Genomic DNA, 23,979 nt, shown 5'->3' with positions numbered 1-23,979 from the left:
GGTTTTTTTGTGGCCTCACGCCGGCGGATTTGTCGCTATGCCGGTAGATCTTCGGCCGAGGCTTTCACCGTCGTCTCGCAGGATTGTTGACATGACCATCGCTGACCGCTGGCTGCTGCCCGACGGCATGGATGAAGTGCTGCCGCCGCAGGCAAGCCGCATGGAAGAGCTTCGTCGTAGGCTGCTGGATCTTTATTACCGCTGGGGATATGACCAGGTAATGCCGCCGCCCGCTGAGTTTCTCGACTCGCTTTTGACCGGCACCGGCACCGACCTCGACTTGCAAACCTTCAAGCTCACCGATCAGCTGACCGGGCGCATGATGGGCGCGACCGCCGACGTAACGCCCCAGGTGGCGCGGATGGATGCCCACTCGCTGCGCCGGGAAGGGCCTGTGCGGCTTTGCTACTGCACCAGCGTCATGCGGGCCAGCGCCGACCCCTATCAGGGCGGGCGCAGCCCGGTGCAGGTGGGCGTGGAGCTTTTTGGCCACGCCGGGCTGGGTGCCGACAGCGAAATCATTCATCTGGCGCTTGCAAGCCTTGCCGCCGCCGGCGCCGATGAAATGCATCTGGCGCTTGGCCACATTGGTATCTACCGCAGCCTGGTGGAAGCGGCCGCGCTGGATCGCGACCAAGAGCGCGCGCTGTTTGCCGCGCTGGCGCTGAAATCCCCCGGTGAGATCGAGCGGGTGGTGACGGCCAGCGTCAGCGACCCCGCCCTGGCTGCCATGCTCATGGCGCTGGGCGAGCTGCACGGCGACGTGAACGTGCTGGAGCGGGCCCGCGACGTTCTGGCCGGCGCGCCGGCCACGGTGACGGCCGCACTCGACGAGCTCGATGCGCTGCAGCGAGGCGTACGCGCGCGCTTTGCGGTATCGCTGTACGTCGATCTGGCCGAGCTGCGCGGCTATCAGTACCACACCGGCATGATGTTTGCCGCCTACGTACCGGGCTACGGCCACGCGCTGGCCAAGGGCGGGCGCTATGACGATACCGGCCGCGCTTTCGGCCGCGCTCGCCCGGCCACCGGCTTCTCCATGGATTTGAAACAGCTGGCGACGCTGGCCGAGGCAACGCCCGCGCCGGGGGCGATTCTGGCACCGGCCGTGGCCGACGACGCCCTGCGCGATGCGGTAAGTGCGCTGCGCCAGCAGGGCGAACGGGTGATCCAGGCGCTGCCCGGGCAGCGCACCGGGCCGGCGGCGCACGGCTGTGATCGCCGGCTTGAGCTTATCGACGGTCGTTGGCAGCCAACGGCCCTGACACAAGAGACGAGTGCATAATGGGTAAGAATGTCGTAGTACTGGGCACCCAGTGGGGTGACGAAGGCAAGGGCAAGATCGTGGATCTGCTCACCGAATCGGCGTCAGCGGTGGTGCGCTTTCAGGGCGGCCACAACGCCGGGCATACGCTGGTGATCGACGGCGAAAAAACTGTCCTGCACCTGATTCCTTCGGGCATCCTGCGTGACGACAAGACCTGCGTGATCGGCAACGGCGTGGTGCTCTCGCCCGACGCCTTGCTTGACGAAATTCACGAGCTGGAAGCCAAGGGCGTACCGGTGCGCCAGCGCCTGCGCCTGTCGCCGGCCTGCCCGCTGATTTTGCCGTACCACGTGCGTCTGGATCAGGCCCGGGAGAAGGCGCGGGGCGTGGCCAAGATCGGCACCACCGGCCGCGGCATCGGCCCGGCCTACGAGGACAAGGTGGCCCGCCGCGGTCTGCGCCTGGGTGATATGCTGCATCGCGAACGCTTTGCCGCCAAGCTCGGTGAAGTGCTGGACTACCATAATTTCGTGCTCACGCGCTATCACGGCGAGCCGGCGGTAGATTTCCAGGAAGTGCTGGACAGCGCCATGGCCATGGCCGACGAGCTGCGCCCGATGGTCAGCGACACCGTAAGCCTGGTGCACGGCCTGCGCAAAAACGGCGAGAATATTCTCTTCGAGGGTGCTCAGGGCTCGCTGCTGGACATCGACCACGGCACCTACCCGTTTGTTACCAGCTCCAACACCACCGCCGGCGGCACCGCAACCGGCTCCGGGGTGGGGCCTTTGTACCTGGACTACGTGCTGGGCATTACCAAGGCCTACACCACGCGGGTGGGGTCCGGCCCGTTTCCCACGGAGCTGTTTGACGATTACGGCCGTCACCTGGCAGAGAAAGGCCACGAGTTCGGTGCCACCACCGGGCGCGCACGGCGCTGCGGCTGGTTTGACGCCGTGGCGCTGCGCCATTCCGTGCAGATCAACTCGATTTCCGGGCTGTGCCTGACCAAGCTTGACGTGCTGGACGGGCTGGAAACCATTCGGGTGTGCGTGGGCTATCGCAGCAAGGACGGCGACGTGCTGGATAACCCGGTGGACTGCGAGGGCTATGAGGCCATTGAGCCTTTGTATCAGGATCTGCCGGGCTGGCAGGCGTCGACCCTGGGCGTCAAGCGCGTCGAAGACCTGCCGGCCAACGCCCGGTCCTACATCAGCTTTCTGGAAGAGCAGATCGGCACCAGTATTGATGTGATCTCCACCGGCCCGGACCGCGTGGAAACCATCGTGCTGCGTAACCCTTTCGGCGAGTAGGCGACACGGCGCCGGACAGCCGCGGCCCATCAGAAAAGCCGGCCTCGCAAGAGGCCGGCGGCGTATGGGGCGACCAGCGAGGCGCGTCTGCCGGTTTAGAAGTCAATGCCTCGCCGGGCCTGAATACCGTCGCTAAAGGCATGGCGTACTTCCTGCATGTCGGTGACGGTATCGGCCATGGCGACAATATCGCGGTGGGCGTTGCGCCCGGTGACGATCACGGTTTGTTCACGGGGGCGGTTTTTTAGCGCCTCCCTGACGGTGTCGATATCCAGATAGCCGAACTTGAGCATGTAGGTAATCTCATCGAGCACCACCAGATAGACTTCGGGGTCGGCCAGCATCCGCGCGGCGTCCTCCCAGACTTCCTTACAGGCCTGGGTGTCGGCGGCGCGATTCTGGGTATCCCAGGTAAACCCCGTGGCCATGATGGCGATGTCAAGATTGGGGTCGTCTTCCAGGCGGTTGCGCTCGCCGCACTCCCAAAGCCCTTTGATGAACTGCACCACGCCCACCCTGTAGCCATAGCCCAGTGCCCGGGTCACGGTGCCCCAGGCGGCGGTGGTCTTGCCCTTGCCGTTGCCGGTGTTGACGATGATCAGGCCGCGCTGCTCGGTGGCGTTGGCGACTTTTTCGTCCACCCGCGCCTTGAGTTTTTGCATCGAGGCTTTATGGCGCGTATCGCGATCGCTCATGGTGTCTCCAGGTGATGGTGGTTGGGCGCCGTAGCCTAGGCCATGCACGCGTGCTGGACAAGGTTTGTATAATCGCTGCCGGCCAACCGATAGACAGCTAACGAAATTGGCAGGCAGCAGGGCGGCTGCTCTAGAATGTGAAGCCGCCTCTTTTCAGGAATACCGTATGCCCTCGTTTGATATCGTATCTGAGTTTGACCGCCACGAAGCCACCAACGCCGTGGACCAGGCCAATCGCGAAGTCCAGACCCGCTTTGATTTTCGCGGCGTGGACGCCCACTTCACCCTTGAAGGGGAAAGCGTGGCGCTTGAGGCCGAAGCCGACTTTCAGCTCCAGCAGATGCTGGATATGCTGCGCGGCCGGCTGATTGCCCGCGGCATTGACGCGCGCTGCATGGACGTCAAGGAGCCGGAGCTGTCCGGCGTCAAGGCGCGCCAGACTGTCGAGCTCAAACAAGGGCTTGAGCAGGCCGATGCCAAGGATATCGTCAAGCGCATCAAAGCAACCAAAGCCAAGGTGCAGGCCCAGATTCAGGGCGAGAAAATCCGCGTGACGGGCAAAAAGCGCGACGATTTGCAGGGCGTCATGGCGCTTCTGCGCAGCGAGGAAGGCCCCGATTTGCCGCTGCAGTTCGACAACTTTCGTGACTGAGACCTGCCCGCTGCTGCCGCGCTGTCAGCGGCGGCGCTTTTGTTTGCCGATTTTTTTCACTACCACTGCATTGCCGTCGGCTATCTTTGGTCGGTGCCAACAAGGAGTCATTCGCTATGTCACAGCCGCAGCCGGTTTATTTAAGCGACTATCAGCCGCCCGCCTATCGCGTAACCCACACCGCGCTGACGTTTGACCTTGACCCTGCCCGCACCTGCGTAGAGGCGCGCCTGACCGTTGAACGCCACCCGGATGCCGAGGCCGGCACGCCGCTTTATCTCCACGGCGAGCAGCTCACGCTTGAAGCCGTATCCATCGACGGCGAACCTCTGGCCGACGACGCGTACCGCCAAAACGACAAAGGCCTGACCATTGATGCGGTGCCCGCGGCGTTTACCCTGGAAACCCGGGTGCGCATAGCCCCCGAGGCCAACACCGCCCTGGAAGGGCTCTATCAGTCAAACGGCATGTACTGCACCCAGTGCGAGGCCGAGGGCTTTCGCCGGATTACTTTCTATCCCGACCGCCCGGATGTGATGGCCGTGTTTCGCGTGACCGTGATCGGCGACGCCCGCCGCGAGCCGGTGCTGCTGGCCAACGGCAACCCGGTGGAGCGCGGCGAGCTTGACGGCGGGCGCCACTTTGTCACCTGGGAAGACCCGCACCCCAAGCCTGCGTACCTGTTTGCCTTGGTGGCGGGGGATCTTGCATGCGTGGAAGACCGCTTTACCACCATGAGCGGGCGCGACGTGACGCTGCAGATCTGGGTGGAAGAAGAAAACCTGGGCAAGACCGACCACGCCATGGCCTCGCTCAAGCGCGCCATGCGCTGGGACGAAGAGCGCTACGGCCGTGAATACGATCTGGACCGCTTCATGATCGTCGCCGTCAACGACTTCAACATGGGCGCCATGGAAAACAAGGGGCTCAATATCTTCAACGCCGCGGCGGTGCTGACCCACCCGGACACCGCCACCGACGGTGCTTTTCAGCAGGTCGAAGGCATTGTCGCCCACGAGTATTTCCACAACTGGTCGGGTAACCGGGTAACCTGCCGCGACTGGTTCCAGCTGTCGCTGAAAGAAGGCTTTACCGTCTTCCGCGATCAGAGCTTTACCGCGGACAGCAACTCGTCCGCGCTCAAGCGCATTCAGGACGTGGCGTTTTTCCGCACCGCCCAGTTTGCCGAGGACGCCGGCCCCACGGCGCACCCGGTACGCCCGGAAAGCTATATCGAGATTACCAACTTCTACACCCTGACCGTGTACGAAAAAGGGGCAGAAGTGGTACGCATGCTGAAAAACCTGGTGGGCTGGGACGCCTTCCGCCGGGGCAGCGACCTGTATTTCGAGCGCTTTGACGGCCAGGCCGTGACCATCGAGGACTTCGTCGGCTGCATGGCGGAAACCTCGGGCCAGGATTTATCCCAGTTCATGCGCTGGTATCAGCAGGCCGGCACGCCGGAAATCGACGCCCACGGCGAGTACGACTACGTCAACGCCGAGTACCGCCTGACCCTGCGCCAGCGCACGCCGGCAACGGCCGGGCAGCAGGCGCCGGAGCCGCTGCACATTCCCGTGCGCATGGGGCTGATCGGCACCAAGTCGGGCCATGATCTGACGCTCACCCTGGACGGCGAAAAGCGCGGCTGCGATACGGTGCTTCATCTGCGTGAGCCCGAGCAGACCTTTGTCTTTACCGACGTGGCGGAGGCGCCCACGCCGTCGCTGCTGCGCCATTTTTCAGCGCCGGTGAAGCTGCACTTTCCCTACTCCCGGGAAGACCTGGCGTTTTTGCTCACCCAGGACAGCGACGGCTTCAACCGCTGGGAAGCCAGCCAGCGGTTGGCCATGCTGGCGCTCAACGACTTGATTGCCGCCCATCGCAACGGCGTGGAAAAGGTCATGGACAGCCGGGTGGTTGACGCCTACCGAACGCTGCTTGACGCGCCGGCCGCTGACAAGGCGGTGCTGGCCGAAATGCTGCGGCTGCCGTCCGAGGCCTACATTGCCGAGCATCAGCCGCTGGTGGACGTGGACGCCATCCACGCCGCCCGAGAGTTTGTGCGCCAGTCGTTGGGCTTTGCCCTGCGCGACGCGTTCGAGACGCTGTACCGGGCCAACCAGTCGGATGAGCCCTACGCGCCGACGCCCGAGCAGATCGGCCGGCGCAGCCTGAAAAACGTAGCGCTTGGCTATCTGATGGCCGTTGAAGACGAGGCGGGCATCGCGCTTTGTCAGGCCCAGTTTGACGCCGGGCACAACATGACCGACGTGCGCCAGGCGCTGACGCTGCTGGTGCACTCCGGCCGCGACGACCTGTCCGCCCCGGCGCTCAAGGCATTCGGCGACAAGTGGGCCCACGACCCGCTGGTCATGGATCAATGGTTCAGCCTGCAGGTATCGCGCCCTCAGGCTGAGGTGCTGGATCGGGTCAAGTACCTGATGGCGCATCCGGCGTTCTCGCTGAGAAACCCCAACAAGGTGCGCGCGCTGCTGGGCACCTTTGCGCAAAACCGCGTCAACTTTCACCGCCTGGACGGCGCGGGCTACACGTTGCTGGCCGATGCGGTGATCGAGCTTGACCGGCTGAATCCGGAAATGGCCGCCGGGCTGATGACCCCGCTGACGCGCTGGCGTCGCTTTGACGATACGCGCCAGTCGCTGATGCGAGCCGAGCTTGAACGCATCAAGGACCGCCCGCTGTCGGCCAACGTCTTTGAGATGGTGAGCAAAGCGCTGGGCTGAAGGCCAAAAGCCGCAGGCGGCAGGGCACAACAAGAACACAAAGGTGAAACAGGCCACCGTGAGTGATATCAATCGGCGTTACGTACTGGTAGTAAACGGCAAGTCTGCCGGTGACCCGGCGCTGCGTGCCGCCGTCGCGAAAAAGCGCCGGGCGGGCATGGCGCTGATTGTTTATGCCACCTGGGAGGCCGGCGACGCGGGGCTGTTTGCCGAGGCCTCGGTAGACCACGGCGCCACCCACGTGATTGCCGGCGGCGGCGACGGGACGGTGAACGAAGTGGTTAACGGCCTGATGCGCCTGCCCCGGGAAAAGCGTCCGGCGCTGGGCATTGTACCGCTGGGCAGCGCCAACGATTTTGCCCGCTCGCTGGGGCTTCCGCTGGAACCCTACGCGGCGCTGCAAAAAATCTGCCGCTGGGATACCCAGCCGGTGGACGTTGTGCGGATTTCGGCTGCCGGCCGGGGCAAGGGCGTTGACCAGTACTACCTCAATATGGCCACCGGCGGCTTTGGCGCCGAAGTGACCTCAAGCACGCCCAAGCTGCTCAAAAAACTGCTGGGCGGGGCGGCCTACTCGGTCATGGGCGCTTTCAAGACCTGGCGCCACCGCAGCTATGAGGGCACGCTGAACTGGGACACCTGCGAAGAGAAGGCGGCTTTTTTGCTGGTAGCGCTGGGCAATGCGCGTCAGTCCGGCGGCGGCCAGGTGCTGGCCCCCCGGGCGAAAATCAACGACGGCTATCTGGATATGCTGCTGGTCAAGAACTTTACCTCGTTTCAGGATCTGCCGCAGCTGATCCGCGAGCTGCGCCAATTCCCTGCCCGGGGGCGGTTTGTGCGCTATCTGCCGGTGTCCAAGCTTTCGGTCAGCACCGACCCCAGCCATCCCGCCTGGCCGCTGACGCTGGACGGCGAAGCACACCGCTTCGACGCTTTTTCTGCTGAGGTGGTGCCGCTGGCGCTGCGCCTGGCCATGCCCGAAGACTCTTCGCTGCTGGTAGCACGCACGCCGGCTTCTCTGGCCGATAACGACGACGGCGACGATAGGCCACAAAAGCCAATGCCGGATACGCAAACGGATGCCAGCCTTGACCATAGCGCGGCAGATACGCAGCGCGACCCCTCTTCACTTTTCGCACGGTAAGGAGAATACCGCCATGTCAAACCGTTTTTGGATGCCTGCGCTGATCACCGCGGCGCTGCTGCTGAGCGCCTGCAGCGATGAGCAAGCGCCCGCGCCCGGCGCCGGCGACGAGACGCCGGCGCAGACAAGGTCCGATAAGGCCACAAAAGCCAGCGACGCTGCGCAAAAAAGCGACGCGGCGCAGGCCGGCGACGCATCAGCCCCCCAGAAAGGCGCTGTAGCAAAAGCCAACGAAGCCGGCGATGCCGGCCGCGGCGCTGAAATGCCGGCAGAAGACGTCAGCGCCGATGACGACACGCTGTCGGCGGATCCGGACGCCGTGCTCAACGATGAAGACGCCACCCTGCCGGGCGAAGTCACGGCGTCTGACGTAGACGAGGTCATCAGCGATATTGACCGGCGCTTTGAACAGGCCGAGCAGGAGCTGAAAGCGCAGTTCGAACAGGCCGAACAGCAGGCGCCGACGGTGGAACCACTGCCCGGCGAAGCCGGCGCTGCGGGTGACAGCGGCATGCCCGTGGAAAAGGACGTCACCCTGCCCGATGAAGAGCTCAGCATCGAGCCGACAACCGCGCCGGGCACGCTTGACGGCGAGCTGGGGACCTCCGAGGTGGACAAGCTGATCGAAGACGCCGAGCGGCGCTTTGAAAAAACCCAGAAGGAGCTGCAAAAGCAGTACGAGCAGCTAGAGCAGCAGGACGTGGAAACGGCCAAGGATCCGGCCACGCCGACCGTTGGAGACGGCGCGCGCAGGGCCGAGTGACGTGAATGGGAAACGGTAAAAAAAAGCCCGCCGGAAAGGCGGGCTTGTGCAATGTCGGGGCGTTTGCAGGCGCTTTGTTTCTCAGGCGTCAGCCCGGGAATCAGTGGGCCTGAATGTTTGAGGCCTGCAGGCCTTTTTTGCCCTGGGTGACTTCAAAGCTGACTTTCTGGCCGTCCTGCAAGGACTTGAAGCCTTCAGCCTGAATTTCAGAAAAGTGGGCGAACAGATCGTCACCGCCGTCATCCGGAGAGATGAAGCCGTAACCTTTGGTGTCGTTGAACCACTTTACAGTACCGGTTGCCATTATCGATTTCCTTGCATGCTGAGTTATCCGGCGAAGGCGCTTTTGCCTTATCGCCAAATCCAATGTAGAGGTAAAAGGCCAAGACGTAAAGTGCCTGCAAAACGATTTTGGCATGCCACACGGGAGGCGTTGAGATGGCGAGTTGGGGGCTGATTGACGGGCAGTTCGGCGCTTTTGTGGTGGCCATCACCTTGCTGTCGCTGACGCCCGGCGTGGATACGCTGCTGGTCATCCGCAATACCGCCCGCGGCGGCGTCGGGGACGGGGTGGTGACCAGTCTGGCCATTTGCTGCGGGCTGTTTATTCACGCGGCGGTGTCGGCGCTGGGCATTTCCCTTGTGTTGCTGCAGTCGGCGACGGCGTTTGCCGCGCTGAAATGGGCCGGGGCGGCGTATCTGGTGTGGCTGGGCATGAACAGCCTGCGTGCCGTGCGCCGAGGGCAGGCCCTGGCGCCGGCCGGCAGCGTCGGTATGCAGGGGTCGGCCAAACGCCGGCAGTCAGCGCGCGAAGGGTTTGTGTCCAACGTCTTGAACCCCAAGACCGTGGTGTTTTACATGGCGTTTTTACCGCAGTTCATCGCGCCTGAAGACCCGGCGCTGGCCAAGTCGCTGTGGCTTGCCGGCGTGCACTTTATGATTGCCAACGCCTGGCAGATTACCGTGGCGCTGCTGGTGGGCCGCGCCGGGCGCTTTCTGGCAAGCGCGCGCGTGGCGCGCATGCTTAACGGGCTGACCGGCAGCGTGCTGATCGCCTTTGGCATCAAGCTGGCGCTTGAGCGGCGCCCGGTGTGAGCCGGGCGTCACAGGCTAGCCGTTGTCGGCGGCGATGAGCGAGGGGTGATAGCGCGCCTGTTTTTCTGCCGGATGCAGCAGGGTCGCGCCGTCGTCAGCGTCCTGGGCTAAGTGCTGAAAAATGACCCGGTAGGTCAGCACGGCCTGAACGTAATGGCGCGTTTCGCGATACGGAATGGCCTCGACAAACAGATCAAACGACTCGGCGCGGTGTTCATCCAGCCAGAGATCCACCCGGCCGGGGCCGGCATTGTACGCAGCGATTGCTGCCAGCCGGTTGCCCCGGTAGCGGGCAAGCGTCTCGCTGAAGTAGGCGCTGCCCAGGCGCACGTTGAGGGCCGGGTCGAGCACATCGTAGGTATCCGGGGCGTCAAGGCCCAAAGCGCGGCTAACGTCCCGGGCGGTGCCGGGCATCAGCTGCATCAGGCCCAGCGCCCCGGCCGGCGAGCGCACGCGAGGGTTATAGGCGCTTTCGCGCCGGGCAATGGCCATCAGCAGGTAGGCATCCACGTTGTTGTGGCGGGCTGCGCGGGTGAAGGCGTCGTTGTATGCCCGGGGAAAGCGCCATGCCAGCGCGTCCCACATCTCGCCGGCGATGGTGGTCTGCACCAGCCGCGCCGGCCAGCTCTCGTGGCCCGTGCGCGCCTGCTGCGCGGCGTAGGCCCCAAGCGCTCGGGCGCGCTGTGGCGAGGCGCGGCGTACGGCGTGCAGCCACTCGCTGGTGGCAAGGCCCGGCTCGCTAATGTCCATCAGCGCGTGGGTGCGCTGCACCATCGGCAGGGCGGCGATGCGTTCGCGGGTGGCGTCGTCAACGTCGTAGCGCGCCATATTGAAAGCGTAGGGCTGGCCCAGCCGGTCGGCGGCGGCAAAGCCGTAAAAGTTGCGCTCGCCGGCGGCACGTCGGTAGTGCGCTTGCGCCGCGGCGTTATCGCCGAGCTGTTCGCCGGCCCGGGCCAGCCAGTACTGCCAGCGGCTTTTTTCTCGCTCGTCGGCGGGCATTGAGTCGATCCAGCGGCGCACGTCGCGCCAGGCGCGCTCGGCCAGCGCCCGGCGTACGCGCAGTTCGCGCAGCCGTTCGCTGTCCAGGGTGGGCAGCACGCTATCTACCCAGTCAAGCGTGCCGGGCGTTTCGCGCACCAGCGCATAAAACGCCAGCTCTTCTTCAATGGTGCGCCGTGCGGCGGATGTGACGGTGATGCGCGAGGCGATGCTGTGCCAGCCGTCAAAGGCGGCCTGGGTGTCGTCACGGATCAGACGCGCCATGGCGGCGCGATAAAAGCCGTCCGTGGCCGCGCAGCGAGGCCCCAGGCAGTCCGGCGCCTGGCGCAGGCGTCGGGGCGTTTCCCGCGCCTTTTCTGCCGTGGTGACGGCGGTGTGCCAGCGCTTGTCGAGCATGGCCAGCAGGTAGTCCATCAATCGGCTGTTGCCGGCCTGCCAGGCTAGCATGGCGCGTTCCCAAACGGCTCGGGCGTCGATCACGCCGCGCGCGCGCAGGCGGTCAAACAGCGGGTCACAGGCGGCCGGGCGCGAGTGGCCGGTATGCCACAGGGTGCGGCCGCCTTCATGGGCCCGGGTCGCGTCGTTTTCCAGCAGCGCGGTATAGTAGTGGCAGCGCCGGGTTGCGCCGGCCGGCTCGCCGTCGGCCACGGCAAGCAGCGCGTCGAACTGCTCGGCCTCGCCGTAGGCGGTAATGGCCCGGCCGCGCATCCATTCAGCCAGCGGCGAGTCGGCGTTATCCGCAATAAAACGGTTGACCCGCTCGGGAGAAGCACCGGGCAGGGCGGCGCGCAGCCGGTGATAGTCGATGTAGCTGCGCAGCCTGTGCCCGGCCACGGCGCTGGCATCAATGGCGTCAAACCGCTCTTCCCGGGCAGCCGCCAGCGCTTCGCGCATGGCGGCGTCAGAGGTAGCCTGCGCCGGTGCGGCTAAGCCGGCCAGCAGTAGGGCGGCAAGCCCGACAATCGGGGCGCGGTCGGAAAGGCAGCGTCGTAAAGCGTGCATGGGGCTCCTTGCATCAAAAACCGGGGCTTGCGGTGACGTTAAAAGCCACCGAGGCACAGCCGGCAAGTTGGCGGGTAGGCTACCCGGATCATACGGCGAGACGCGCCGGCATGCGAAGGCCGGCCGTCGTCGATTACCACCAGGAGATGGCAGATGGCATTTTTATCCCCCAACCGCTGGCGCCGGCTGAAGTCCCGGGCCTGGATACTGCCACGCATTGCCCGCGGGCTGCGGCTTTTCATGCCCATGACCTGCGACGTGCTGGCCGGGCGCTACCGTCCGGTGCCGTGGAAGGCGTTCGCGCTGATGCTCGGTGCGGCGGGCTACCTGCTGATGCCGTTTGACCTGGTTCCGGATTTCATCCTGCCGTTTGGCCTGGTGGATGACGCGCTCATCGTCAGCTGGCTGCTGGCGCGTATCGATGAGCAGCTGGAAGCGTATCGCGCCTGGCAAGCGCGGTCATAGGCAAACCGGGCACGCAGCGAAAAGTGTCTTGAAAACCGGCTGGCCAGCCCCATATCTGCGTCACACCTTTTCCATGCCGTGCGCCAATCGCGCGGCCGGTTGAAACGACAGCGATCCGAGGGCTGACAATGACCACCGCAACCAGAGAAGAAACGCTGGGCTTTCAGACAGAAGTCAAGCAGCTGCTGAACCTGATGATCAACTCGCTTTACTCCAACCGCGAGATTTTTTTGCGCGAGCTGATTTCCAACGCTGCCGATGCCTGCGACAAGCTGCGCTACGCCGCGCTTGACAACGATGCGCTGTACGAAGGCGACAGCGAGCTGCGCATCGAAATCGAGCACGACAGCAACGCCGGCACCGTCACCGTGCGCGACAACGGTATCGGCATGGATCGCGACGACGTGATCAATAACCTGGGCACCATTGCCAAAAGCGGCACCGCGGAGTTTTTACAGCAGCTTTCCGGCGAACAGCAAAAAGACGCGCGGCTGATCGGCCAGTTCGGCGTGGGCTTTTATTCCAGCTTCATCGTCGCCGATGAAGTGACCGTGCGTACCCGCAAGGCCGGCACCGACGCTGCAAAAGGCGTGGAGTGGCGCTCGGCCGGTGAGGGCGAGTTCACCATCGGTGAGCTTGAGCGCGAAGCGCACGGCACCGAAATTGTCCTGCACCTGAAAGACAACGCCCGGGAATTTGCCGACGATTCCCGCCTGCAGCACCTGGTACGCACCTACTCCGATCACATCGAAGTGCCGGTGAAAATGCCCAAAACGGAAACCGCCAAGGACGACGACGGCAACGACGTCGAGGGCAGCGAAGTCACCACCTGGGAAACCGTCAACGAAGCCACCGCGCTGTGGGTACGGCCCAAAGGCGAGATCACCGACGACGAGTACAAGGCGTTTTACAAGCACGTCGCCCACGACTTCTCCGATCCGCTGACCTGGAGCCACAACAAGGTCGAAGGCAAGCTGGAATATACCAGCCTTCTGTACGTGCCCGGTCGCGCGCCGTTTGACCTCTACGAGCGTGACGGCGCCCGCGGGGTGAAGCTCTACGTTCAGCGCGTGTTCATCATGGACGACGCCGAGCAGTTCCTGCCGCTGTACCTGCGCTTTATCAAGGGCGTGCTGGACACGCGCGATCTGTCGCTCAACGTCTCCCGGGAGATCCTCCAGCAGGACCCCCAGGTCGACAAGATCAAAAGCGCGCTGACCAAGCGCAGCCTGGACATGCTGAAAAAGCTGGCCAAGGATAGCAAGGATAGCGAGGCCTACCAGACGTTCTGGAACACCTTTGGCAGCGTGCTCAAGGAAGGGCCCGGCGAGGACCCGAGCAACCGCGAAAAAATCGCCGGCCTGCTGCGCTTTTCTTCCACCCATACCGACAGCGCCACTCAGGATCAGTCCCTTGCCGACTACGTTGAGCGCATGAAGGAAGGCCAGCAGAAGATCTACTACATTGTCGCCGACGGCTTTAACGCGGCGAAAAACAGCCCGCACCTGGAAATCTTCCGCAAAAAGGGCATTGAGGTGCTGCTGCTTTCCGATCGCGTTGACGAGTGGCTGATGAGCCATCTCACCGAGTTTGACGGCAAGTCGCTGACCGACGTGGCCAAAGGCGAGCTGGATCTGGGCGAGGTGGAAGACGAAGAGGAAAAGAAAGCCCAGGAAGAAACCGCCAAGGCCAAGGAAGAGCTGGTCAAGCGCGTGCAGGAAGCGCTGGGCGAAAGCGTCCAGGAGGTCAAGGTCACCCATCGCCTGACCGCCTCGCCGGCCTGCGTGGTGCTGCCCGAGCACGAGATGGGCTTTCAGATGCGTCGCATCATGGAAGCCGCCGGCCAGCCGCTGCCCGAGGTCAAGCCCATCCTTGAGCTCAACCCGGATCATACGCTGGTAACGCGTCTGGAAGGCGCTGACGGCGATACCTTTAACGACTTGGCGCATATCCTGCTGGATCAAGCGATTATCGCCGAAGGCGGCCACCTGGATGACCCGGCGGCCTACGTGAAGCGGCTCAACGCAGTGCTGACCGCGTAAACTGCTTGATGCTAAACGCGGCCCGTCAGGTGTTCCTGGCGGGCCGTTTTTTTGCCGACGCGCCGGCTCGGCGCGTTTGTTACAGTGTTGAGCCACGACAACTGCGCTAGGACACCTTTATGGCAGAACAGCAAATCAAGGTCGCGGTGCTGGGCGGCGGCAGCTTCGGCACCGCGCTATCAAGCATCGCGGCGGACAACGGCGCCGCGGTGCGCCAGTGGATGCGCGACGCTGCACTGGTCGAGCAGATCAATCGCGAACACCGCAACGGGCGCTATTTGCCCGACTATGCCATCAACCCGGCGGTGCAGGCGTCCACCGACATGCAGGCGGTGCTGGAAGGGGCCGAGCTGGTGCTGATCGCGATTCCTTCCAAGGCGTTTCGCCAGGTGGTGCAAACCGCCAAACAGTGGCTGCGCCCGGAGCAGATTCTGGTGAGCACCACCAAAGGCATCGAATCTGACAGCTTCATGCTCATGAGCCAGGTGCTGGAGCAGGAAACCGGCTTTGCCCACATCGGCGTGATTGCCGGGCCCAACCTGGCCTCGGAGATTGCCGACAAGCAGCTTACCGCCACGGTGGTAGCCAGCGCCGACGCCCAGACGCGCACCCGGGTGCAGCAGGTGCTCAGCTGCGGGTATTTTCGCGTCTACGCCAGCAGCGACCGCCACGGCGTGGAGCTTGGCGGGGCGCTGAAAAACATCTACGCCATTGCCGCGGGCATGGCGGCGGCACTGGGCATGGGCGAAAACACCCGCAGCATGCTGATGACCCGGGCGCTGGCGGAAATGAGCCGCTTTGCCGTGGCCCAGGGCGCCAACCCCATGACGTTTCTCGGCCTTTCCGGCGTGGGTGATTTGATCGTGACGTGCTCGTCGAGTTTGTCGCGCAACTATCGCGTGGGCTACGCCATGGGCGAAGGCCGCACGCTGGAAGAAGCCGTGGATGCTCTGGGCCAGGTAGCCGAAGGGGTTAACACCGTGCGCCTGGTGTGTGCCAAGGCCGCGGAAATCGGCGTGTATATGCCGCTGGCCGAAGGGCTGGAGCGCGTGCTGTTTCAGGGCGTGCCGGCCAAGCAGATGGCCGTGGGGCTGATGACCGGCGAGCAAAGCTCTGATGTGGAGTTTGTGCTGCCGCGCTCAGAAGTGAAAAAAGCGCATCAGCGTTCGGCCGGCAGCGAACATAAAGGAGAGAGACCATGAGTCGACTATGGATCATGCGCCACGGCGAAGCCGGCGATACAGCGCCGGACAGCGCCCGCGAGCTGACGCCGCACGGCAAAAGGCAAGTAGCGGATATGGCAGACCGGCTGGCCCGGCGCTGTGAGACACAGGCCTTGCCGGTGACGCGCATCGTCACCAGCCCCTACGTCAGAGCGCGGCAAACGGCCGCCGTGATGGGGCAGGCCCTTGGCGTGGCCGTGGAAACCCTGTCCGGGATTACCCCGGAAGATTCGCCCCGGGCGTTTTGTGACTGGCTGGCCAACCAGCCGGGCAATCTGCTGGTGGTAAGCCACATGCCGCTGGTCGGCGCGCTGGCCGGGCTTTTGGTGGAAGGCCGTGAAGATCAGGGCCGGGCGTTTCCCACCGCCGGCATCGCCGAGCTTGATGCCGACGTCTGGGCCGCCGGCTGCGCCCGGCAGGTGACGTTCAGCGCGCCGTAAGGGTTATCGCCGCGCGTCGAGCTTTTCGGTCAGCCGCTGGTTGACCTGCTGAGGGTTGGCCGTGCCGCGCGAGGCCTTCATGACCTGGCCGACAAAGTAGCCGATCATCTTGCCGCGCTTGTCAGGCTCGGCCTCGACGTACTGGGCCACCTGTTTGGGGCTTGAAGCGATCACCTCGTCGATCATTTTGTCTATCGCGCCGGTGTCGGTGACTTGCTTGAGCCCTTTGGCGTCAATGATGTCATCGGCGCTTTGGCCCTGGCCGTCCCACAGCGCCTGAAACACCTGCTTGGCGGCCTTGCCGCTGACGGTGGCGTCTTTCACCCGGGCGATCAGCTCGCCGAGCTGGCGGGCGGTTACCGGGCTTTGGGCCACGTCCAGATGTTCGCGCTTGAGCGCGGCGGAAAGCTCGCCCTGCACCCAGTTGGCCGCCTGTTTGGCATCGCCGCAGACGTGCATGGCCTCTTCAAAGTAGTCGGCCATGGCCCGGCTTGAGGCAATGACCCCGGCATCGTAGGCGGAAAGCCCAAGTTCGCCTTCAAAACGCGCGCGCTTGGCGGCGGGAAGCTCCGGCAGGGTGTCGCGCAGCCGGTCGATATAGGCCTGATCGAGCACCACGGGCAAAAGGTCCGGGCAGGGGAAGTAGCGATAGTCGTTGGCTTCTTCCTTGGTGCGCATGCTGCGGGTTTCGTGGCGGTCGGGGTCAAACAGGCGGGTTTCCTGTACGACCTCGCCGCCGTCCTCGATCAGCTCGATCTGGCGCTCCGCTTCAAAGGCGATGGCCTGCTCGACAAAGCGGAAAGAGTTGACGTTTTTGATTTCCGCCCGGGTGCCGAAGGTGGCTTGACCCTTGGGGCGCACCGAGACGTTGACGTCGCAGCGCATGGAGCCTTCGGCCATGTTGCCGTCGGAAATGCCCAGATAGGTCACAATGGCGTGGATGGCTCGCAGATAGGCCGAAGCCTCTTTCGCCGAGCGCATGTCCGGCTCGGAGACGATTTCCAAAAGCGGCGTGCCGGCGCGGTTTAAATCGATGCCGGTCATTTCCCGGCCGGTCTCGTCGCTGAAGCTTTCATGCAGCGACTTGCCGGCGTCTTCTTCCAGATGCGCGTGATGAATGCCGATGCGCCGGGTGACGTCGTTATCCAGGGTGATCTCCACCTCGCCGGAACCGACGATGGGGTGATACATCTGGCTGGTCTGATAGCCCTTGGGCAGATCGGCATAGAAGTAGTTCTTGCGGTCAAACACCGACGTCTCGGCGATCTCGGCGTTGATGCCCAGGCCAAACTGCACGGCCATGGCCACGGCCTGTTCGTTGAGCACCGGCAGGGTGCCGGGCAGCCCCAGATCCACGGCCGAGGCCTGGCGGTTGGGCTCGGCGCCGAAGGCGGTGGAGGCGCCGGAGAAAATCTTCGAGCGCGTGGCGAGCTGGACGTGGACCTCAAGTCCAATCACGGTTTCCCATTGCATCAGACGATCTCCTTGGCGAAAGCGGGACGCTGCCGGTGCCAGTCGGTGGCCTGCTGAAACCGATGGGCGACGTTGAGCAGCCGGGCTTCACTAAAGTGGGCCCCGAGAATCTGCAGGCCTACCGGGCGGGCGCCGGAAAAGCCGGCCGGCACGCTGATGCCGGGAATGCCCGCAAGGTTGACAGCGATGGTGTAGATATCCTGCAAGTACATGGATACCGGGTCTTTCTGCGCGCCGAGATCAAACGCCGGGGTGGGCGACGTCGGCCCCATGAGCACGTCGACCTGGTCAAAGGCGTCGAGAAAATCCTGGCGGATCAGTCGGCGGACTTTCTGCGCTTTAATGTAGTAGGCGTCGAAGAAACCCTCGGACAGCGTATGCGTGCCGATGAGGATGCGCCGCTTGACCTCTTCGCCGAAGCCTTCGGCCCGAGAGCGCTTGTACAGATCGATCAGGTCTTCCGGGCTGTCGCAGCGGTGGCCGAAGCGCACGCCGTCAAAGCGTGCCAGGTTCGACGACGCCTCCGCCGGGGCGATGACGTAGTAGGCCGAGGTGGCGTAGCGGGTGTGGGGCAGGCTCACGTCGCGCACCGTTGCCCCCAGCGATTCATAGACCTTGACCGCCTCGTTCACCGCATGAGCGGCCGCCGGGTCCAGCCCGTCACCGAAGTATTCCCGGGGCAGGCCGATTTTCAGCCCGGTAAGCGGGGCGTCAAGCTCGGCGGCGTAGTCGGGTACCGCGTGGGGCGCGCTGGTGGAGTCGCGCGGGTCGTGGCCGGCGATGGCGCCGAGCAGGTGGGCGCAGTCCTCGGCGGTGCGGGCCATGGGCCCGGCCTGATCCAGACTCGAAGCGTAGGCGATGATGCCGTAGCGCGAGATGCGCCCGTAGGTGGGTTTGAGCCCGGTAATGCCGCAAAACGCCGCCGGCTGGCGGATCGAGCCGCCGGTGTCGGTGCCAAGCGTTGCCGGGACAAGCCCCGCCGCCACGGCCGCGGCGCTGCCGCCGGAGGAGCCGCCGGGAACGGCGGTGAGATCCCAGGGGTTTTTCACCGCACCGTAATAGCTGGATTCGTTGGACGAGCCCATGGCGAACTCGTCCATGTTGGTCTTGCCAAGGCTGACACAGCCGGCAGCGTCAAGCTTTTGTACTGCGGTGGCGCTGTAGGGGGCGATAAAGTTGTCGAGCATCTTCGAGCCGCAGGAGGTTTTGACGTCTCGGGTACAAAAGATGTCCTTGAACGCCAGCGGCACGCCGGTAAGAAAGCCGGCGCGACCGTCGGCCCGGGCCCGGTCGGCGGCATCGGCGGCGGCCAGCGCCTGCTCGGCGGTGACGCTGATGAAGCTGTTCAGCGCAGGCTCGGCCCGCTCGATACGCTTGAGGCAGTCGGTGGCAAGCTCGCGGCTTGAGACGTCACCGCGCTTGAGTGCGGCGGCAAGCGAGGTGACGGTAGGCGCAAAGGGGTCAGCAGTGTGGTCAGACATGGCCCACAAACTCCGTTGAGAAAAAGGTAACGGGGTGACAAACGGGGTGCAGCAGGGCTATTCCACCACCCGCGGCACCAGATAAAGGCCGTTTTCCGTGGCCGGTGCCAGGCGCTGGAAGCGCTCGCGCTGGTCGCTTTCGGTAACGTCGTCGGCGCGCAGGCGCTGCGTGGCGTCAAGCGGATGCAGCAGCGGGGCGACGCCTTCGGTGTCGATGCTTTGCAGCTGATCGACCATGTCAAGCATGCGGCTCAGGTCGTCTACAAAGCGCTCGGCCTGAGCGTCGCTTATATCGAGCCGGGCCAGGTGGGCCGCTCGGCGTACATGGGTGTGTTGCAGTGCCATGATCAAGGTGTCCTCATGCAACGAGATGACGGCGCGCGGCTGCGCGGCCGGATGGCGAAGCGGTATTGCCCGGGCGGCAAGCACGTCTCGCCCGGGTACCGAAGTGGCGCAAAAGGTAGCATATCTGGGGGCCGGCGGGCAGTGGCGGGACGCTGCGCTGTTGCCGCCACGGGGATGCGGTGATACCGTTTGCCCCCGCACAGGGTTCCCGGTCAGCACTAGGTAATAACATTCATGTTCAAACGTTTGAGGGGGCTGTTTTCCAGCGATCTGTCGATCGACCTGGGTACGGCCAACACACTGATTTATGTACGCGGGCGCGGCATCGTTCTCGATGAGCCATCCGTCGTCGCCATTCGCCAGGCCGGCACGATGCGCAGCGTGGCCTCCGTCGGCGCCGATGCCAAGCGCATGCTGGGGCGTACGCCGGGCAATATTACCGCAATCCGTCCGATGAAGGACGGCGTCATTGCCGATTTTACCGTCACCGAGCAGATGCTCCAGCACTTTATTCGCAAGGTGCACCAGAGCACGTTTTTGACGCCGAGCCCGCGGGTGCTGGTATGCGTGCCGTGCATGTCGACCCAGGTGGAGCGTCGCGCCATTCGCGAATCCGCCGAAGGCGCCGGCGCCCGGGAAGTGTTTCTGATCGAGGAGCCCATGGCGGCGGCTATCGGTGCCGGGCTGCCCATTGAAGAGGCCCAGGGCTCGATGGTGGTCGACGTCGGCGGCGGCACGACCGAAATTGCCATCATCTCGCTTAACGGCGTGGTGTATTCAGAGTCCATTCGCGTGGGCGGCGACCGCTTCGACGAGGCGATTACCGGGCATGTGCGCCGCTACTACGGCAGCCTCATCGGTGAAGCGACCGCTGAGCGTATCAAAGAAGAAATCGGCTGCGCCTATCCCGGCAGCGAGCAGCGCGAAATCGACGTGCGCGGGCGCAACCTGGCCGAAGGCGTGCCGCGCAGCTTTACGCTGAACTCCCACGAAATCCTCGAAGCGCTACAGGACACCCTGGTGGCGATTGTCTCGGCGATCAAAAGTGCGCTGGAGCAGTCCCCGCCGGAGCTGGCCTCGGATATCGCCGAGCACGGCCTGGTGCTCACCGGCGGCGGCGCCATGCTGCGCGATCTGGATAAACTGATTGCCGAAGAGACCGGCCTGCCGGTGATTATTGCCGAAGACCCGCTATCCTGTGTGGCACGCGGCGGCGGCAAGGCGCTGGAAATGATCGACCAGCACACCTTCGAGCTGTTGTCGAGCGACTAGTCGCGTCGGCGTCTGCGCGGAGGGCTGTTTTATCAAACCGCTGTTTTCCGACGGGTACATACCGGGCTACCGGCTGTTTTTTTGCGTGCTGGCGGCAAGCGCGCTGATGTTCGCCGATCAGCACTTTACCCGTATGGAAACCCTGCGCGCCCAGCTTTCTACCGTGGTGGCACCGGTGCAGTGGGTTGTAAGCGTGCCAAGCGATCTGCTCAGCTGGGGCACCGTGGCGTTTTCTGAACAGCAGGCGCTGATGGAGGAAAATCGCCGGCTGCGAGAAAACATGCTGACTTTGTCGCGTCGCGCCCAGCGCATGGCGAGCCTCCAGGCGGAAAACGCCGAGCTGCGCCGTTTGCTGGACGCCGCGCAAAAGCGCGACATCGCCTATATGACCGCTGAGCTTATATCGCTGGACAGTGACCCGTTCAGCCAGCGCATGGTGGTCGATCGCGGGCGGCGCAACGGGGCCTATGTGGGCCAGCCGGTGATTGATGCCACCGGCGTGGTCGGCCAGGTGACCTCGGTATCGGCGTATTCCAGCCGGGTCATCCTGCTTGCCGATGCCAGCCATGCGCTGCCGATACGGGTCAATCGCAACGGGCTGCGTTTTATCGTTCAGGGCACCGGCCGCTACGGTACGGTCAAGGTGCTGCACGTGCCCGATACCGCCGATATCCGCGAAGGGGACCTGCTGACCACGTCGGGTTTGGCCGAGCGTTTTCCCAAAGGCTACCCGGTAGCGCGGGTAACCGAGGTGTTTCATGACCCGGGCCAGCCTTTTGCCCGGGTGACGGCGCGCCCGCTGGCGCGCCTGGAGCGCTCCCGCCATTTTCTGATGCTGTTTCCGCCGCCGCCGAAAAGCCGGCTGCCAAGCCTTGGGGGCGATGGCCTGGCCATCAGCGAGACGGCGCTGGGCAGCGCCTACCGGGTGGCCGCCGCGCTGGAGTCGGCGGACGCTTTGAGGAGACCTTGATGGCGCGCGCCTTTGACGTATCGCTCCCTGTGATCTGGCTTTTTCTGCTGCTGGCGCTATGCCTGCAGGTCATGCCGCTGGCGGAAGGCTGGCAGCTGTACCGGCCGGACTGGGTGGGCCTGATGCTGATCTACGGCTGCATGTACGCCCCGGGGCGCGTGGGCGTGCTGCACGGGTTTGTGCTGGGTATTTTACTGGATTTGATGCAGGGCAGCGTGCTGGGCCAAAGTGCGCTGGTGTTGTCGCTGCTGGGCTTTCTATGTGCGCTGGTCTACGCGCGTTTTCGCGCGTATTCGCTTTTGCAGCAGGCCGTGCTGATTTTGGTGCTGCTGGGCATTGTGCAGCTGGTGGACCAGTGGATCAGAACCCTTTGGGGCGACTTTGCCATTCATCTGGCTTTCTTGCTGCCGGCGCTGTCCAGCGCTTTGCTGTGGCCCTGGCTTGCCACGCTGCTGGACGCTGTTACCGGCCGCAGGAGAACGCCATGAGCGCCGCTGACGCTGTGCTGTGCTTGGCCTCGGCATCGCCGCGCCGGCGTGAGCTGCTGGCATCGCTGGGCGTGCCGGTCACGGTGATACCCTGTGATATTGACGAGACAGCCCGGCCCGGAGAGGCGCCGGACGCCTACGTGCGCCGCCTGGCGATGGCCAAGGCCGAAGCCGCCAGCGGCCGGAGCGCGCTGCCCACGCTGGGATCAGACACGGCCGTGGTGCTGGACGGCGCCATTCTGGGCAAGCCCCGGGATGAGCGCCACGCCGCCGACATGCTCAGTGCTCTGGCCGGCCGCGAGCATCAGGTGCTGACGGCGGTTGCCGTGAACGGCCCGGCCGGCAGGCACAGCGCGTGCGTGAGCACCCGGGTGGCACTGCGCGACATCAGCCCGGCGGAGATAGCCGCCTATTGGCGCACCGGCGAGCCCGCCGACAAGGCCGGCGGCTATGCCATCCAGGGATATGCGGCGATATTTGTCAGCGGCATTCACGGCAGCTATTCCGCGGTAGTGGGGCTGCCGCTATACGAAACGGCGACGCTTTTGCGCCGCCAGGGCGTGGCGCTTTGGCACGGGGCCCTGGCGTAATCCCGGCTTTGCCCCAGACTTGCGGTAACGACATTAAGGAAAGCTGCATGAGTGCTGAAGTTCTCATTAATTTAACGCCGATGGAAACCCGCGTGGCGCTGGTGGAAAACGGCGTGCTCCAGGAGGCGCTGATCGAGCGCTCCTGCCGCCGGGGCATTGTCGGCAACATTTATAAAGGCCGGGTGGTGCGCGTGCTGCCGGGCATGCAGGCGGCGTTTATCGATATTGGCCTGGAGCGGGCGGCTTTCATCCACGCCCACGAGGTCATGCCGGCCGGCACGCCGGCCGACGAGCAGCTGACCATCGGCCAGCTGCTCCACGAAGGCCAGGCGCTGGTGGTGCAGGTCACCAAAGACCCCATCGGTACCAAGGGCGCACGGCTGACCACCCATCTGTCGATTCCTTCACGCTATCTGGTCTATATGCCGGACTCGCCGCACGGCGGCGTCTCCCAGCGCATTGAAGACGAGCGCGAGCGTGAGCGGCTGCGCGGGCTGCTGGAAACTACCGTGGCCGGCCAGCCGCTGGAGGCCACCGGCGGCTTTATCGTGCGCACGGCCGCCGAAGGCGTCGGCGAAGAGGAGCTGGCAAGCGATATCCACTTTCTGCTGCGTCTGTGGCAGCGAGTGGGCGAGCGCAAGATCACCGCCGCGCCGCCCTCGGTGATCTATGACGATCTGCCGCTTTTTATCCGCACCCTGCGCGATGTCATGCGTGACGATATCGAAAAGGTGCGCATTGATTCCCGGGAAAACTTTGCCCGCCTCAAGGAGTTTGCCCGGGAGTTCATGCCCGCCGTGGCCGAGCGCATCGAGTACTATCCCGGCGAGCGCCCGCTGTTTGATCTGTACAGCGTCGAAGACGAGGTCCAAAAAGCGCTCAGCCGCCGGGTGCAGCTGAAATCCGGCGGCTATCTGATCATCGACCCTACCGAGGCGATGACCACTGTGGATGTCAATACCGGCGGTTTTGTCGGCCATCGCAACCTCGAAGAAACCATTTTCAAGACCAATCTGGAAGCGGCCAACTCGATTGCCCGCCAGCTCAGGCTGCGCAACCTGGGCGGCATTATCATTATCGACTTTATCGATATGGAAGATGTCGAGCATCAGCGCCAGGTGCTGCGCCTGCTGGAAAAAAACCTGGAGCGCGACCATGCCAAGACCAAAAGTACCGGCGTCACCGAGCTGGGTCTTGTGCAGCTGACGCGCAAACGCACCCGGGAAAGCCTGGCCCAGACGCTGTGCGAGGCCTGCCCCACCTGCCAGGGCCGGGGCATGCTGAAAACGCCGGAAACGGTGTGCTATGAGATTTTTCGCGAAATTCTGCGCGAAGAGCGGGCGTACAACGCCGAAACCTACATGGTGCTGGCCGCCCAGCCGGTGGTGGACCGGCTGCTGGACGAAGAGTCCACCTCGGTGGCCGATCTGGAAGCCTTCATCTGTAAAACCATTCGCTTTCAAGTCGAACAGCACTATTCACAAGAGCAGTACGACATCGTACTGATGTAGCC

General features: G+C 64.1%; 22 protein-coding genes. 16 read left to right on the top strand and 6 right to left on the bottom strand.

The annotated features are described in order from the left end of the window. The first annotated feature begins 91 nt into the window (after nt 1–91). Nucleotides 92–1,285: an ATP phosphoribosyltransferase regulatory subunit gene (locus tag ABD654_RS02925; RefSeq protein ID WP_344702111.1), complete on the top strand. Its 1,194-nt coding sequence runs from the start codon at nt 92–94 to the stop codon at nt 1,283–1,285. Then, nucleotides 1,285–2,580 (top strand): adenylosuccinate synthase, encoded by a 1,296-nt coding sequence (locus tag ABD654_RS02920; RefSeq protein ID WP_344702109.1) that lies wholly within the window; start codon nt 1,285–1,287, stop codon nt 2,578–2,580. Before ABD654_RS02925 ends, ABD654_RS02920 begins: the two co-directional genes overlap by 1 nt. Nucleotides 2,581–2,675: 95 nt before the next feature. Here the strand turns inward: ABD654_RS02920 and cobO are convergent, their stop codons facing one another. Next, a complete protein-coding gene (gene cobO, locus ABD654_RS02915) occupies nt 2,676–3,275 on the bottom strand; it encodes a cob(I)yrinic acid a,c-diamide adenosyltransferase (RefSeq protein WP_344702107.1) in 600 nt (199 codons plus the stop codon). A 166-nt stretch (nt 3,276–3,441) separates the two neighbouring features. Between cobO and ABD654_RS02910 the strand changes: the two genes are divergently transcribed. From ABD654_RS02910 to ABD654_RS02895, 4 genes are all read left to right on the top strand, one after another. Beyond that, on the top strand, nt 3,442–3,927 hold the full coding sequence (locus ABD654_RS02910) for a YajQ family cyclic di-GMP-binding protein (RefSeq protein WP_344702105.1): 486 nt from the start codon (nt 3,442–3,444) through the stop codon (nt 3,925–3,927). Between the two features lie 116 nt (nt 3,928–4,043). After that, nucleotides 4,044–6,674: an aminopeptidase N gene (pepN, locus tag ABD654_RS02905; protein WP_344702103.1), complete on the top strand. Its 2,631-nt coding sequence runs from the start codon at nt 4,044–4,046 to the stop codon at nt 6,672–6,674. 58 nt (nt 6,675–6,732) lie between these two features. Continuing rightward, nucleotides 6,733–7,818, top strand: a complete 1,086-nt coding sequence (yegS, locus tag ABD654_RS02900; RefSeq protein ID WP_344702101.1) for a lipid kinase YegS — start codon at nt 6,733–6,735, stop codon at nt 7,816–7,818. Between the two features lie 13 nt (nt 7,819–7,831). Continuing rightward, nucleotides 7,832–8,581 (top strand): hypothetical protein, encoded by a 750-nt coding sequence (locus ABD654_RS02895; RefSeq protein ID WP_344702099.1) that lies wholly within the window; start codon nt 7,832–7,834, stop codon nt 8,579–8,581. Between the two features lie 100 nt (nt 8,582–8,681). On the opposite strand, the gene ABD654_RS02890 is transcribed toward ABD654_RS02895, so the two are convergent. After that, complete coding sequence (locus tag ABD654_RS02890; RefSeq protein WP_311885436.1) at nt 8,682–8,885, bottom strand: cold-shock protein; 204 nt, start codon at nt 8,883–8,885, stop codon at nt 8,682–8,684. A 134-nt stretch (nt 8,886–9,019) separates the two neighbouring features. Here ABD654_RS02890 and ABD654_RS02885 point away from each other — a divergent pair, with 134 nt between their 5' ends. Continuing rightward, the gene (locus tag ABD654_RS02885; protein ID WP_344702096.1) at nt 9,020–9,676 is read left to right on the top strand and encodes a LysE family translocator; all 657 of its coding nucleotides are present in this window, start codon (nt 9,020–9,022) and stop codon (nt 9,674–9,676) included. Nucleotides 9,677–9,691: 15 nt separating this feature from the next. On the opposite strand, the gene ABD654_RS02880 is transcribed toward ABD654_RS02885, so the two are convergent. Further along, the gene (locus tag ABD654_RS02880; RefSeq protein WP_344702095.1) at nt 9,692–11,677 is read right to left on the bottom strand and encodes a transglycosylase SLT domain-containing protein; all 1,986 of its coding nucleotides are present in this window, start codon (nt 11,675–11,677) and stop codon (nt 9,692–9,694) included. A 153-nt stretch (nt 11,678–11,830) separates the two neighbouring features. On the opposite strand from ABD654_RS02880, the gene ABD654_RS02875 reads away from it, so the two are divergent. From ABD654_RS02875 to sixA, 4 genes are all read left to right on the top strand, one after another. Continuing rightward, nucleotides 11,831–12,142 carry a YkvA family protein gene (locus ABD654_RS02875; protein ID WP_344702094.1) on the top strand — a complete coding sequence of 104 codons (312 nt, stop codon included), beginning with the start codon at nt 11,831–11,833 and terminating at the stop codon, nt 12,140–12,142. A 128-nt stretch (nt 12,143–12,270) separates the two neighbouring features. Next, entirely contained in the window at nt 12,271–14,184 is a 1,914-nt protein-coding gene (gene htpG / locus ABD654_RS02870) for a molecular chaperone HtpG (RefSeq protein WP_344702092.1), read from the top strand. A 119-nt stretch (nt 14,185–14,303) separates the two neighbouring features. Continuing rightward, nucleotides 14,304–15,386, top strand: coding sequence for an NAD(P)H-dependent glycerol-3-phosphate dehydrogenase (locus ABD654_RS02865; protein WP_344702090.1), 1,083 nt, complete (start codon nt 14,304–14,306; stop codon nt 15,384–15,386). Further along, nucleotides 15,383–15,847 carry a phosphohistidine phosphatase SixA gene (sixA, locus tag ABD654_RS02860; protein ID WP_344702088.1) on the top strand — a complete coding sequence of 155 codons (465 nt, stop codon included), beginning with the start codon at nt 15,383–15,385 and terminating at the stop codon, nt 15,845–15,847. Before ABD654_RS02865 ends, sixA begins: the two co-directional genes overlap by 4 nt. Nucleotides 15,848–15,850: 3 nt before the next feature. Here sixA and gatB read toward each other — a convergent pair whose 3' ends face one another. Genes gatB through gatC form a run of 3 tightly spaced genes read right to left on the bottom strand, consistent with a single transcriptional unit; the run spans nt 15,851 to nt 19,146 of the window. Continuing rightward, a complete protein-coding gene (gene gatB / locus ABD654_RS02855) occupies nt 15,851–17,320 on the bottom strand; it encodes an Asp-tRNA(Asn)/Glu-tRNA(Gln) amidotransferase subunit GatB (RefSeq protein ID WP_344702085.1) in 1,470 nt (489 codons plus the stop codon). Further along, nucleotides 17,320–18,801 carry an Asp-tRNA(Asn)/Glu-tRNA(Gln) amidotransferase subunit GatA gene (gene gatA / locus ABD654_RS02850; protein WP_344702083.1) on the bottom strand — a complete coding sequence of 494 codons (1,482 nt, stop codon included), beginning with the start codon at nt 18,799–18,801 and terminating at the stop codon, nt 17,320–17,322. The genes gatB and gatA overlap by 1 nt, the downstream gene beginning before the upstream one ends. Nucleotides 18,802–18,858: 57 nt before the next feature. Then, nucleotides 18,859–19,146: an Asp-tRNA(Asn)/Glu-tRNA(Gln) amidotransferase subunit GatC gene (gatC, locus tag ABD654_RS02845; RefSeq protein ID WP_344702081.1), complete on the bottom strand. Its 288-nt coding sequence runs from the start codon at nt 19,144–19,146 to the stop codon at nt 18,859–18,861. Between the two features lie 234 nt (nt 19,147–19,380). On the opposite strand from gatC, the gene ABD654_RS02840 reads away from it, so the two are divergent. From ABD654_RS02840 to rng, 5 genes are all read left to right on the top strand, one after another. Continuing rightward, nucleotides 19,381–20,418, top strand: coding sequence for a rod shape-determining protein (locus ABD654_RS02840; RefSeq protein WP_344702078.1), 1,038 nt, complete (start codon nt 19,381–19,383; stop codon nt 20,416–20,418). 106 nt (nt 20,419–20,524) lie between these two features. Next, nucleotides 20,525–21,388 (top strand): rod shape-determining protein MreC, encoded by an 864-nt coding sequence (gene mreC, locus ABD654_RS02835; RefSeq protein WP_425552696.1) that lies wholly within the window; start codon nt 20,525–20,527, stop codon nt 21,386–21,388. Next, complete coding sequence (mreD, locus tag ABD654_RS02830; protein ID WP_344702076.1) at nt 21,388–21,876, top strand: rod shape-determining protein MreD; 489 nt, start codon at nt 21,388–21,390, stop codon at nt 21,874–21,876. The genes mreC and mreD overlap by 1 nt, the downstream gene beginning before the upstream one ends. Further along, nucleotides 21,873–22,466, top strand: a complete 594-nt coding sequence (locus tag ABD654_RS02825) for a Maf family protein (RefSeq protein ID WP_344702074.1) — start codon at nt 21,873–21,875, stop codon at nt 22,464–22,466. The genes mreD and ABD654_RS02825 overlap by 4 nt, the downstream gene beginning before the upstream one ends. 47 nt (nt 22,467–22,513) lie before the next feature. Beyond that, nucleotides 22,514–23,977, top strand: coding sequence for a ribonuclease G (gene rng / locus ABD654_RS02820; RefSeq protein ID WP_344702072.1), 1,464 nt, complete (start codon nt 22,514–22,516; stop codon nt 23,975–23,977). The last annotated feature ends 2 nt before the right edge of the window (nt 23,978–23,979 follow it).

This window comes from Halomonas cibimaris (assembly GCF_039537045.1).
In the GTDB taxonomy this organism is placed as follows: Bacteria; Pseudomonadota; Gammaproteobacteria; order Pseudomonadales; family Halomonadaceae; genus Vreelandella; species Vreelandella cibimaris.
The sequence above is the reverse complement of the archived record's forward strand: the minus strand, read 5'-3'. Positions and strand labels throughout refer to the sequence as shown.

Coding starts and splice junctions, on each gene's coding strand:
- pepN (WP_344702103.1), top strand. CDS start 4,044: ATGTCACAGCCGCAGCCGGTTTATTTAAGCGACTATCAGCCGCCCGCC.
- gatC (WP_344702081.1), bottom strand. CDS start 19,146: ATGGCACTGCAACACACCCATGTACGCCGAGCGGCCCACCTGGCCCGG.
- gatB (WP_344702085.1), bottom strand. CDS start 17,320: ATGCAATGGGAAACCGTGATTGGACTTGAGGTCCACGTCCAGCTCGCC.
- htpG (WP_344702092.1), top strand. CDS start 12,271: ATGACCACCGCAACCAGAGAAGAAACGCTGGGCTTTCAGACAGAAGTC.
- gatA (WP_344702083.1), bottom strand. CDS start 18,801: ATGTCTGACCACACTGCTGACCCCTTTGCGCCTACCGTCACCTCGCTT.
- cobO (WP_344702107.1), bottom strand. CDS start 3,275: ATGAGCGATCGCGATACGCGCCATAAAGCCTCGATGCAAAAACTCAAG.
- ABD654_RS02910 (WP_344702105.1), top strand. CDS start 3,442: ATGCCCTCGTTTGATATCGTATCTGAGTTTGACCGCCACGAAGCCACC.
- ABD654_RS02825 (WP_344702074.1), top strand. CDS start 21,873: ATGAGCGCCGCTGACGCTGTGCTGTGCTTGGCCTCGGCATCGCCGCGC.
- rng (WP_344702072.1), top strand. CDS start 22,514: ATGAGTGCTGAAGTTCTCATTAATTTAACGCCGATGGAAACCCGCGTG.
- ABD654_RS02890 (WP_311885436.1), bottom strand. CDS start 8,885: ATGGCAACCGGTACTGTAAAGTGGTTCAACGACACCAAAGGTTACGGC.
- sixA (WP_344702088.1), top strand. CDS start 15,383: ATGAGTCGACTATGGATCATGCGCCACGGCGAAGCCGGCGATACAGCG.
- ABD654_RS02920 (WP_344702109.1), top strand. CDS start 1,285: ATGGGTAAGAATGTCGTAGTACTGGGCACCCAGTGGGGTGACGAAGGC.
- ABD654_RS02885 (WP_344702096.1), top strand. CDS start 9,020: ATGGCGAGTTGGGGGCTGATTGACGGGCAGTTCGGCGCTTTTGTGGTG.
- mreC (WP_425552696.1), top strand. CDS start 20,525: ATGTTCGCCGATCAGCACTTTACCCGTATGGAAACCCTGCGCGCCCAG.
- ABD654_RS02840 (WP_344702078.1), top strand. CDS start 19,381: ATGTTCAAACGTTTGAGGGGGCTGTTTTCCAGCGATCTGTCGATCGAC.
- ABD654_RS02875 (WP_344702094.1), top strand. CDS start 11,831: ATGGCATTTTTATCCCCCAACCGCTGGCGCCGGCTGAAGTCCCGGGCC.
- mreD (WP_344702076.1), top strand. CDS start 21,388: ATGGCGCGCGCCTTTGACGTATCGCTCCCTGTGATCTGGCTTTTTCTG.
- ABD654_RS02895 (WP_344702099.1), top strand. CDS start 7,832: ATGTCAAACCGTTTTTGGATGCCTGCGCTGATCACCGCGGCGCTGCTG.
- ABD654_RS02925 (WP_344702111.1), top strand. CDS start 92: ATGACCATCGCTGACCGCTGGCTGCTGCCCGACGGCATGGATGAAGTG.
- ABD654_RS02865 (WP_344702090.1), top strand. CDS start 14,304: ATGGCAGAACAGCAAATCAAGGTCGCGGTGCTGGGCGGCGGCAGCTTC.
- ABD654_RS02880 (WP_344702095.1), bottom strand. CDS start 11,677: ATGCACGCTTTACGACGCTGCCTTTCCGACCGCGCCCCGATTGTCGGG.